The following is a 10,672-nucleotide window of genomic DNA, read 5'->3' on the forward strand; positions in this document are numbered from 1 at the left end:
GGGCTTTCCCCCGCGCGCGGATCACGTCACCATCCATGCCGTGACGACGAACACGACGGGGGCGTCACCGATTCGGTGACGCCCCCTTTTCGTGTGCCAGGGCGTGCATCCAGGGGCCTGAAATGCGTATTCTGATCATCGAAGACGATCTCGAAGCGGCCGGCGCCATGAGCCACGGCCTGACCGAGGCCGGCCATCAATGCGTTCACGCCCCCGATGGCGAGGCCGGCCTGACCGAGGCCGGCAAGGGCGGCTTCGACGTGATGATCGTCGATCGCATGATGCCCAAGAAAGACGGGGTCGAGGTTGTCTCTACCCTGCGCCGCGAGGGTGACAACACCCCGGTGTTGTTCCTGTCGGCCTTGGGCGAGGTCGGCGACCGCGTGATCGGCCTGAAGGCCGGCGCCGACGACTATCTGGTCAAGCCCTACGCCTTCGCCGAACTGATCGCTCGCGTCGAGGCCCTGTCGCGCCGTCGCGAGACCGGCGCCGTGGCCACCACCCTGAAGGTGGGCGAGCTCGAGATGAACTTGATCAACCGGACGGTCCATCGCCAGGGCAAGGAGATCGACCTCCAGCCTCGCGAGTTCCAGCTGCTGGAATTCATGATGCGCCACGCCGGCCAGTCGGTGACCCGCACCATGCTGCTCGAGAAGGTCTGGGAATATCACTTCGACCCGCAGACCAATGTCATCGACGTGCACATCTCCCGGCTGCGCAGCAAGATCGACAAGGGCTTCGACCGGGCCATGCTGCAGACCGTCCGCGGCGCCGGCTACCGCCTCGATCCGTAGGCGGCGCGGTTTGGCTGTGGTAGGCTGAGGGCCATGAACAAGCTGACCCAGCCCGTTCCCGACGATGAAGACGACTTCGGACCTGAGCTTTCCGGGGCCGAGATGGACGCTTGGATCGCGCGCAATCGCGACGCGATCAACGAGTCGCTTGACCAGGCGCGCCGCGAGCACGTCGAAGGGCTTTCCGAGCCGTGGAATTTTGAAAAGATGCTCGCGGAGGCCAAACGAGAGTTCAGAAAAAGTCGCCAGGGCTGAATGGGCGAGCCGAAGGTCGTAAAGTCCCGCGAGGCTCAGGCGGACTTCAACCGCATCTATGCGTGGATCGCCCAAGATAGCGGCGAGGCGCGCGCTGAGGCAGTGATCATGCGACTGGACGCCGCCTTGCTGCGCTTGGCAAAACGCCCAGGTCTCGGGCGGCGTCGGCGGGATTTTCGGGGCGATCCGCATGGCTTGACCGTCGCACCATGGCTCGTCGTCTACGACCCCTTGCCCGATGACGCGGGTATTCTTGTCCTCCGCATCGTCGACACACGCCGCGATGTCGCGGCATTGCTCGGCAAGAAGAGCTAGCCCATGCGTCTGCCGCGCCTGATCCGATCGACGCCGTTCCGGCTGACCCTGCTGTTCCTGGCCCTGTTCGCGGCCGCCGCCAGCGCGTTCCTCGGCTATATCTACATCGCCACGGCCGGCGAGGTGAACCGCCGCGCCGACGCCGAAATCACTCGCGAGATGGAGAGCCTGGAGGCCGCCTACCGGGTGGGTGGGGTCAACGCACTGAACCAGACCATCGTCGAGCGCGCCACCGGCGAGCGGCCGTTCCTGTACCTGCTGCTCGACAAGGACGGCAAGCGAATCTCCGGCTCGATCGAGGAGTCGCCGATCGACGACTTCGAAGGCCAGGGTCCGACCTGGGAGGGCTTCAAGCTCACCGAGACCGACATCGACGGCGCCGAGGTCAGGCGCGCGGCGCGCGGGGTGCAGGAGCGGCTAAGCGGCGGCGAGGCGCTGTTCGTCGGGGCCGACGTCCAGGAGTCCGAAGGCTATGTGATGAAGATCGTCCGAGCCCTGTGGGGGGCCGGCGCGCTGGTCATCATCCTGGGCCTGGCGGGCGGGGTGATCATCAGCCGCAATGTCTCGCGCAGCATGCAGGGCCTGGTCGATGTGGTGAACGCCGTGCGGTCCGGCGACCTGCGCGCCCGGGCCGGGGTGCGCGGCACCCGCGACGAGTATGACGAGCTGGCCGTGGGCCTCAATGACATGCTCGACCGCATCGAGCGACTGATGGGCGGGCTGCGCCACGCCGGCGACGCCATCGCCCACGACCTGCGCTCCCCCCTGACCCGGCTGCGGGCCCGCATGGAAGTGGCCCTGATCGACGCCGAGAACGGGAAGGGGGATGCGATGGCCGCCCTCGAAACCGCCCTGCTCGACGCCGACGGCGTGCTCAAGACCTTCAACGCCGTGCTGGCCATCGCCCGCTTGCAGGCGGCCGGCGACGCCCCCGACCAGCAGACCTTCGACTCCAGCGAACTGGCCTCCGACATGGCCGAGCTGTATGAGGCCAGCTGCGAGGACAAGGGTTTGGACTTCAAGGCCGAGATCACCCCCGCCCTGAACATCCGTGGCAACCGCGAATTCATCGCCCAGGCCCTGGCCAACATCCTCGACAACGCCATCAAATATACGCCGGAAGGCGGCGCGGTGATGCTGCGGGCCCGTCGCCGCTCGTCTGGCGAGCTGGAGTTCTCGGTCACCGACACGGGGCCCGGCGTGCCCGAGGAAGACCGCGCCCGTGTCGTCCAGCGCTTTGTGCGCCTGGAGAACAGCCGCAGCGAGCCCGGCGCGGGGCTAGGTCTGTCGCTGGTCCAGGCCGTGGCCGTCTCGCATGGCGGACGGTTGGAACTGGCCGAGGGGCCAGGCGTCTATGACGGCTCCGGCCCCGGCCTGCGGGTGGCGTTGGTGTTGCCACGGGTGGAGTAGGATCCTGGAGCATTTCCCGACCTGAATGCGTCAGGCCGTGAGCTCTAATCTTCTGTTTTGACGCATTTTTCTTCACGCGAACCGGAACGACTTCGCTCGAAAAATGCTCTAGCCGCCCCACATCTGGATCTTCACGTCGTAACAGCGGTCGCGACCCTGGCGGGTGGCGCAGTAGCCCGTTTCGTCGGAGCCTTCGTGGATCATCGCGTAGCGGCGCTTGCGCCAGGCTCGGCGCCCCCGCGCCTCCGGCATCCGCAGAATGAAGGTCATGGCCCACCCGGAAGATTACGTCTGTAGTCTTATAAACTTACAGATGTAATTCCAAACGTCAACCGACGCGACGCCGGGAACGTCGGGGTGATTAGCGGCGCAACGCAGGCAGGTTGATGCCGTCGACCTGGTGCTCGATCACCTCGCCGGGCCAGATGAAGTGTGGCGGCATGGGTCCGCGCGGGGTGACGCTCCAGACGACCAGAGCCGTCAGTATGGCCAGGCCGACGATCGACACCGCGCCGGTCGCGTGGCGCTCTTCGCTGGGCTCGGGCTGAGCCAGCAGCTTGACCCGGAGCAGCAAGGGATGGGCCGCCCAGAAACAGGCCAGCGGCGAGCCGGTGCGGGCGGCGTGCGCCTTGACCAGGGCTTCGGCATAGACCTTCCGCAGGGTGGGCCGGAGGCTCAGCACCTGGGCGTCGCAGGCCAGTTCCTGATCCAGGCGGGCGCAGACCGCGCCGATGTGGATCAGCGGATTGCACCAGCCCAGCGCCAGGCCCACGGCGATCGCCAGATTGGCCAGCGGGTCGCCGCGCTGGATGTGGGCGCGTTCATGCAGGTCGACCATCCGCCGCGCCTCGGCGTCGAAGCGCTCCGCGAAGTCGCATGGCAAGACAATGCGTGGCCACAACACACCCATGACAGCGGGACCGGCCTGGCCGATACCGGCTTGGCGGCGGAAGGCGACCTCCTGCTGGACGATGATCCCGGCGGCGACCAGAGCGCCGACCATCCAGGCGGCCAAGACGGTGATGGCGTGGGTCTCGCCCATCGGGGCCGCGGGCGCGCCGGCCTCCAAGGCCTCGGACAGACTGGGGAACAGGCTGGCGAGGACGGCCGCCGGGACCAGGATCCATAGCCGGTAAGCCAGGCGGGCGCCGATCCAGCTGCGGGCGGGGCCGCGCAGCAACAGCACCAGCAGCACCGCCGCCATGGCGGCGACCTGGGCGCGCAGCAGCGTCAGGGCGAGGAGTTCAGCCACCATCTTCAAGACCCGCGATCAGCGTCTTCAATTGCTTGATCTCGTCGGCCGACAGCGCGCGATGCTGGGCGAAATGCGCCACCAGCGGCGTCAGCTGGCCGTCGAACAGCCGGTTCAGCAGGCCCTGGCTCTCGGCCTGCACATAGTCAGCGCGCTGGACGACGGGGGCGTAGCGGGCCCGGCCCTCGATGCGGTCGGAGCGGATCGCCTTGCGCTTCAGCAGGCGGTTGATCAGCGTCTTGACCGTCGCCTCGCCCCAACCCTGCGGCTCGGCGACCTCCGCCATGATCTCGTCCACCGTCAGCGGATGGCGGGACCACAGCGCGTCCATGATGCGGCTCTCGGCCTGGGTGATGTTCATGGCGCCTCGCATCTCAAGCGCCAACGATTACGCCTGTAACCTAGGCTGTCAAGCGGTGAACCTCGACCTGAGCGCCGCCTCACGCCACAGTGCGCGGCATGACTCGCCTGCTCGAACGCCTCACCCCCTGCGGCCCCATCCTCGATCCGAAGGCCGCCGAACGGGCGCATGAGGCGATTGGCAAGAAGGCCGGCGAGGCCATGCGCCTGGTCGAGGCCGCCTGGCCGGCCCTGGCGCCGGTGTTTTCCGCCTCGCCCTACCTGGCTGGCCTGGCGCGGCGGGACGGCCAGCGGCTGCTGTCGATCCTCGACAGCGATCCCGACGCGCGGCTCGCTCAGATTCTGGCCGCCGCCGAGACCGTGGCCGCCGAACCAGACTTCGAGACCGCCCGGCGGGTGTTGCGCGAACTGAAGGCCGACCTTCACCTGCTGACGGCTCTGTGCGACCTGGGCGGGGTCTGGGACCTGGATGCGGTGACCGCCGCCCTGACCCGCTTTGCCGACGCGTCCCTGCACGCGGCCCTGGCCCAGGCGGCCCGACTGGAGGTGGCGCGCGGCGCCCTGACCCATGTCGGTGAAGGCAAGGATGGCCCCATCCCCGGCCTGTTCTGCATCGCCATGGGCAAGCACGGGGCGTTCGAGCTCAACTATTCCAGCGATATCGACTTCTCGATCTTCTACGACCCCGACGCCCTGCCGGTCGCGCAGGGCGTCGAGCCGCAGGGCGTGGCGGTGCGCCTGACCCACCATTTGGGCCGGATGCTGGCCGAGCGCACCGCCGATGGCTACGTGTTCCGCATCGACCTGCGCCTGCGCCCCGACCCCTCCTCGACCCCGCCCGCCATGCCGATCGACGCGGCGCTGGAGTACTACGAGAGCGTCGGCCAGAACTGGGAGCGGGCGGCCCATATCAAGGCGCGGATCGCTGCCGGCGACATCGCCCGCGGCGAGGCGTTCCTGGCCGAACTTCAGCCGTTCATCTGGCGCAAGAACCTCGACTTCGCAGCCATCGCCGACATCCATTCGATCAAGCGTCAGATCCATGCCTACAAGGTCGACGACCGCCTGACCGCCAAGGGCGCGGACCTCAAGTTGGGGCGCGGCGGCATCCGCGAGATCGAGTTCTTCGTCCAGACCCAGCAGTTGATCCTCGGCGGTCGGCACGCGAACCTACGCAGCCCCCGGACCCTCGACGCGCTGGCCGCCCTGTCGGACGCAGGCCACGTGACGCGGCAGGACCGCGACTATCTCACCAAGGCCTATCGCGACCTGCGCGCCCTGGAGCACCGGGCGCAGATGCTGGCCGACGACCAGACCCACAAGCTTCCGGAGTCCGACACCGATCGCAAGCGGGTCGCGGCCCTATGGGGCCATGGCAATCTACGCAGCTTCGACGCCGTGGTCGGGCACCTGCTGAAGGGTGTCAACCGCCGCTACGGCGCGCTGTTCAAGGGCGAGGAAGAGCTGTCGTCGCGGTTCGGCAGCCTGGTATTCACTGGCGTCGAGGACGATCCCGAAACCCTGGCCACCCTCAAGCGCATGGGGTTCGCCCGTCCCGAGCGCGTGGCCGCCACCATTCGTGGATGGCATCACGGCCGCATCGCCGCCACCCGCACCGAACGGGGCCGCGAGCTGTTCACCCGCCTGGCGCCGCGCCTGCTGGACGCGGCCAACGCGACCGGCGCACCGGAAGACGCCTTCAACCGCTTCGCCGACTTTTTCGCGTCGCTGAGCTCCGGCGTGCAGATCCAGTCGCTGTTCCTGGCCCAGCCACGGCTGTTCGAGCTAATTGTCGAGGTCATGGCCTTTGCCCCCCGCCTGGCCTCGACGCTGGCGCGACGCCCGACGGCTCTCGACGCCCTGCTCGACCCAGCCTTCTTCGGTCCCATGGAAATGCCGCGCGACCCGCCGTGGGATCCCGCCGATTTCGAAGGCGCGATGAACGCCGCGCGGCGCTTTTTCCGCGACCAGACCTTCCGCATCGGGGTGCGGGTGATCAGCGGCACGGCGGGCGCCCGCGACGCCGGCGCGGCCTTCGCCGACCTCGCCGACCTGATCGTGGGCGGCTTGGCCCCGGCGGCCCTCTGCGAAGTCGAGCGGTTGGGCGGGGCCTTCCTAGGCCAGGTGGCGGTGGTGGCCTTGGGCAAGGCGGGGTCGCGCGAGATGACCGCCAAGTCGGATCTCGACCTGATGACGCTCTACGCGGCCGACGGTTCCGCCGAGATGTCGGCGATCAAGGGCTGGGGCGCGGAAAGCTTCTACGCCCGCTTCACCCAGCGGCTGGCCTCGGCCTTGTCGGCGCCGACCGGCGAGGGCACGCTCTACGAGGTGGATCTCAAGCTACGACCGTCAGGGACCAAGGGGCCTGTGGCGGTCAGCTTCGCGGCCTTCGAGGACTATTACGACCGCGAGGCCGAGACCTGGGAGCTGCTGGCCCTGACGCGGGCGCGGGTGGTCTGGGCCTCGTCGCCGGGCTTCCAGGCGCGGGCCGAGGGCGCGATCGCGGGGGCTCTGCGCCGCGCCCGCGATCGCAGGAACACCGCCGTCGACGTGCTGGAGATGCGCCAGTTGATGGAGGACGAGCGGCCCGGCAAGGGCGACTGGGACCTCAAGCTGACGCCCGGCGGCCTTGTCGATATCGAGTTCGCCGCCCAGTTCCTGCAACTCGTGCATGCGGCGGATGGAGGTCCGCTGGCGCAGAACACCGGCGAGGCGCTGGTGGCGCTGCAGGCGGCTGGACTTGGCGACAAGACCGCGATGGCGTCGCTGGAGGCGGCCTGGCGGCTGGAGCAGGACCTGTCGCAACTGCTGAAGGTGGCGTTGGAGGACGGGCACGATCCCGACACCGAACCCAAGGCGTTTCGGGCGCTTATGGCGCGGGCGGGCGGTGTTCGGGCGTTCGGGTCGCTGAAGGGCAAGCTGGCCAAGGCCAAGGCGGCGGCGCGGGCGGGGTTTGAAGCGGTGGTGAGATAGGTCCTCCCCCTCTGGGGGAGGTGTCGGCGAAGCCGACGGTGGGGGGAATGATCGGCCGACGGCCACGACCCGGACAGGGCGACCCAAAGCTCCCCCCACCGGCCTTCGGCCGCCTCCCCCACAGGGGGAGGAGCTTTTCGATGTAACCAAACCCCCTTCCGGCACGTATCTTCCTATGAAGACCCCGCCCGGAACCCCGCCATGCTGATCCGCAACGCCCCCGACCTGACCGACAACGACGTCACCGATCAGGGCCTCTACCTGCGCCGGCGGCAGTTCATCGCAGGCGCGGCGGGATTGGGTCTGGCGGGGGCGGGCGGCGCGGCGAACGCCCGGGGTCTGGCCTACAAGCCGGGCTTCTCGACCACCGAGGCGCGGACCCCCAAGAAAGACATCACCACCTACAACAACTTCTACGAATTTGGGGTCAACAAGGAGGACCCCGGCGAGAACGCCGGGTCCTTGAAGACCCGGCCGTGGACCGTGCGGGTCGACGGCGCCTGCGAGGCCCCGACGACCTTCGCCATCGACGACCTGATCAAGGGCCAGAAGCTCGAGGAGCGCATCTATCGCATGCGCTGCGTCGAGGGCTGGTCGATGGTCATCCCCTGGGTCGGCTTCCCGCTGAAGGACCTGATCGCGGCGGTCAAGCCGACCTCAAAGGCCAAGTTCGTGGCCTTCGAAACCCTGATGCGTCCCTCTGAAATGCCGGGCCAGAAATGGGACACCCTGCAGTGGCCCTATCGCGAGGGCCTGCGCATCGACGAGGCGACGCACCCGCTGGCCATCTTGGCCGTGGGCCTCTATGGCGACGTGTTGCCCAACCAGAACGGCGCGCCGCTGCGGCTGGTCGTCCCGTGGAAATATGGCTTCAAGGGCATCAAGTCGATCGTCAAGATCAGCCTGGTCGAGCGTATGCCGGCCACCGCCTGGAACGTGCTGGCCCCGCGCGAATACGGCTTCTATTCGAACGTCAATCCCGCTGTCGACCACCCTCGCTGGTCCCAGGCCACCGAGCGCCGGATCGGCGAGTTTCGCCGCCGCGAGACCTTGCCATTCAACGGTTATGGCCAGTACGTCGCCGACCTCTATCGCGGCATGGACCTGCGGAAGACCTTCTGATGGACGCGACGTTGAAGCGGGTCGCGGCCAAGAAGCGGCCCTCCAAGACCCGGGACAACCTCGTCTACGCCGCCGTCTGGCTGGCCTGTCTCGCGCCGCTGGTCTGGCTGGCCTGGCGGGGGTTCAGCGGCGACCTGGGGGCCAATCCGATCGAGACCCTGATCCGCCAGATCGGCGTCTGGGGCCTGCGCCTGTTGCTGGTCGGCCTGGCGGTAACCCCGGCCGCCCGGATACTGAAGAAGCCGCGCCTCGTACGCTTCCGGCGGACCATCGGCCTGTTCGCCTTCAGCTATATCTGCCTGCACCTGCTGACCTATATCGGCGTCGATCTCTATTTCGACTGGGGCCAGCTGTGGAAGGACATCCTCAAGCGGCCCTTCATCACCCTGGGCATGGGGGCTTTCACGCTGCTGATCCCGCTGGCGGTGACCTCGACCAACGGCATGATCCGCCGGCTGGGCCGGGCGACCTGGCAGAGGATCCACTGGCTGATCTACCTGATCGTGCCGCTGGGCGTGGCCCACTACTATCTGCTGGTGAAGGCCGACCATCGCCCGCCCCTGGCCTATGCGGCGATCCTGGCGGTGTTGATGGGGTGGCGGTTCTGGGATGCGTGGGGCAGGGGAAGACCTAGACTTGCCCCCACCTGACCGCTGCGCGGTCTGTCCGCCCCCATAGGGGGCGGAGCCTCGCGCTATTGGCGGCGGCTGAGCTCTTCCCCCTCTGGGGGAAGACGACCACGAAGCGGTCCGTAGGGGGCAAGTGTCCGCCCCTACTTCGCCGCCGTCTTGGCATAGTCCTGCGCCTGCTTCATCACGCGCAGCACGTTGCCGCCCCAGATCGCCGACAGGTCGGCGTCGGTATAGCCGGCCGCCTTCAGCCGGGCGGTGACCTTGGGCAGGTCAGCGACGTCCTCGAAGCCGACCACGCCGCCGCCGCCGTCCCAGTCGGCGCCGATGCCGACATACTCGGGACCGACCAGCTTGAGGGTGTGCAGCAGACTGCCCATGAAGTCCTCGAAGCTGGCGCGGATCGGCGGATACCTGGCGTCGATAACGGCCTTCTTCTTCAGAAACGCGACGATCTCGGCCTCGCTGGCCGTTTCGCTGTCGGGCGCCTTGCCGATCGCTTCGAACGCGGCCTTGCGCTCGGGGCTGGTGGGCGTGGCTTTCAGATAGACCGAGTTGATGCAGATCACCCCGCCGGCGTCAGCGATCTTCTTCAGGCGTACATCGTCCAGATTGCGCGGGTGGTCGAAGACCGCCTTGGCGCCCGAGTGCGAGGCGATGATCGGGACCTTTGACAGCAGCACCGCCTGATCGACCACGTCGTCCGAGGCGTGGCTGACGTCGATGACGATGCCCAGCCGGTTGGCCTCGGCCAGCCAGCGCAGGCCCAGCGGCGAGAAGCCATGCCAGATCGGCTTGTCGGTCGAGCTGTCGGCGAACTGGTTGTTCTTGAAGTGCACCGGCCCGGCCAGGCGCACGCCGGTGGCGTGGAAGGTTTGCATCAGGGTGAGGTCCTCACCCATCGGCCAGCTGTTCTCGATGCTCTGGAAGACGAATTTCTTGCCGGACTTGTTGATCCGCGCGGCGTCGTCGGCGGTGTAGGCCAGCTCGAACTTGTCGGCGTGGGCCGCGACCATCTCGCGGATCTCGGTGGCGCGGTTCAGGGCGAAGTCGCGAGCGCCGCGATAGCCCTCGGCGGTCAGGGCGCCTTGCGTGGTGTAGATCACGAAGAACCCGCCATCCAGGCCGCCCTCGTTCATGCGCGGCAGGTCCACCTCGGTGCCATCCATCGTCACCGCATGGCGATCGACCATGCTCCAGCCCTGGCGGGCGAAGTGCTCAGGGGTGTCGAGGTGGGTGTCGAGGATCAGGTAGCCCTCGTGGGCGGCGCGATCGGCCTTGGAAATGGGCGCGTCGGCGGCGTCGGCGGCGGGGGCGGCGGGGGCGAGAAGGGCGGCGGAGCCGAGCAGGGCGAGAAGCAGGCGGGACATTGGGGCTCCGAAACAGGTTGCTCGGCCACGCTCCGGGATTGGGGGGATGCGGTCAAGGTGTTCCTCCCCCTGTGGGCTAGCAGATTCACACATGTCTGAGGGCGGCCTGTAAGTTAGCCAGGGTCCAGCCGCATTTGCGGTCCTGGAGGCTGCGCCAACCGCGTAGCATGACGATGGGGCCGGGCTTGCCGT

11 protein-coding genes are annotated in these 10,672 nt (G+C 67.9%); 7 read left to right on the top strand and 4 right to left on the bottom strand.

The genetic code is table 11. From position 1 onward, the window contains the following. Positions 1-122 precede the first annotated feature (122 nt). The 4 genes from ACP7AG_RS18930 to ACP7AG_RS18945 are packed head-to-tail and all read left to right on the top strand — an operon-like array spanning position 123 to position 2,774. The gene (locus ACP7AG_RS18930; RefSeq protein ID WP_426014867.1) at positions 123-794 is read left to right on the top strand and encodes a response regulator transcription factor; all 672 of its coding nucleotides are present in this window, start codon (positions 123-125) and stop codon (positions 792-794) included. Positions 795-827: 33 nt separating this feature from the next. Continuing rightward, the gene (locus ACP7AG_RS18935) at positions 828-1,049 is read left to right on the top strand and encodes a hypothetical protein (RefSeq protein ID WP_426032755.1); all 222 of its coding nucleotides are present in this window, start codon (positions 828-830) and stop codon (positions 1,047-1,049) included. Continuing rightward, positions 1,050-1,364, top strand: coding sequence for a type II toxin-antitoxin system RelE/ParE family toxin (locus tag ACP7AG_RS18940; RefSeq protein ID WP_426014863.1), 315 nt, complete (start codon positions 1,050-1,052; stop codon positions 1,362-1,364). A 3-nt stretch (positions 1,365-1,367) separates the two neighbouring features. After that, complete coding sequence (locus ACP7AG_RS18945; RefSeq protein ID WP_426032757.1) at positions 1,368-2,774, top strand: sensor histidine kinase; 1,407 nt, start codon at positions 1,368-1,370, stop codon at positions 2,772-2,774. A 108-nt stretch (positions 2,775-2,882) separates the two neighbouring features. On the opposite strand, the gene ACP7AG_RS18950 is transcribed toward ACP7AG_RS18945, so the two are convergent. The 3 genes from ACP7AG_RS18950 to ACP7AG_RS18960 form a co-directional block, all read right to left on the bottom strand. After that, positions 2,883-3,044 (bottom strand): hypothetical protein, encoded by a 162-nt coding sequence (locus tag ACP7AG_RS18950; protein ID WP_426014860.1) that lies wholly within the window; start codon positions 3,042-3,044, stop codon positions 2,883-2,885. A gap of 91 nt (positions 3,045-3,135) precedes the next feature. Further along, positions 3,136-4,029, bottom strand: coding sequence for a M56 family metallopeptidase (locus ACP7AG_RS18955; protein ID WP_426032759.1), 894 nt, complete (start codon positions 4,027-4,029; stop codon positions 3,136-3,138). Further along, positions 4,019-4,387: a BlaI/MecI/CopY family transcriptional regulator gene (locus tag ACP7AG_RS18960; RefSeq protein ID WP_426014856.1), complete on the bottom strand. Its 369-nt coding sequence runs from the start codon at positions 4,385-4,387 to the stop codon at positions 4,019-4,021. The genes ACP7AG_RS18955 and ACP7AG_RS18960 overlap by 11 nt, the downstream gene beginning before the upstream one ends. Before the next feature lie 98 nt (positions 4,388-4,485). Here ACP7AG_RS18960 and ACP7AG_RS18965 point away from each other — a divergent pair, with 98 nt between their 5' ends. The 3 genes from ACP7AG_RS18965 (at position 4,486) to msrQ (ending at position 9,131) form a co-directional block, all read left to right on the top strand. After that, positions 4,486-7,359: a bifunctional [glutamine synthetase] adenylyltransferase/[glutamine synthetase]-adenylyl-L-tyrosine phosphorylase gene (locus ACP7AG_RS18965; RefSeq protein WP_426032761.1), complete on the top strand. Its 2,874-nt coding sequence runs from the start codon at positions 4,486-4,488 to the stop codon at positions 7,357-7,359. Positions 7,360-7,560: 201 nt separating this feature from the next. Continuing rightward, positions 7,561-8,481: a protein-methionine-sulfoxide reductase catalytic subunit MsrP gene (gene msrP / locus ACP7AG_RS18970; protein ID WP_426014848.1), complete on the top strand. Its 921-nt coding sequence runs from the start codon at positions 7,561-7,563 to the stop codon at positions 8,479-8,481. Beyond that, positions 8,481-9,131: a protein-methionine-sulfoxide reductase heme-binding subunit MsrQ gene (gene msrQ, locus ACP7AG_RS18975; protein WP_426014846.1), complete on the top strand. Its 651-nt coding sequence runs from the start codon at positions 8,481-8,483 to the stop codon at positions 9,129-9,131. The genes msrP and msrQ overlap by 1 nt, the downstream gene beginning before the upstream one ends. A 122-nt stretch (positions 9,132-9,253) precedes the next feature. Here the strand turns inward: msrQ and ACP7AG_RS18980 are convergent, their stop codons facing one another. Beyond that, complete coding sequence (locus ACP7AG_RS18980; RefSeq protein ID WP_426032763.1) at positions 9,254-10,480, bottom strand: dipeptidase; 1,227 nt, start codon at positions 10,478-10,480, stop codon at positions 9,254-9,256. Positions 10,481-10,672 lie beyond the last annotated feature (192 nt).

Origin of the sequence: Caulobacter sp. DWP3-1-3b2 (genome assembly GCF_049896325.1) — a bacterium.
GTDB lineage: Bacteria > Pseudomonadota > Alphaproteobacteria > Caulobacterales > Caulobacteraceae > Caulobacter.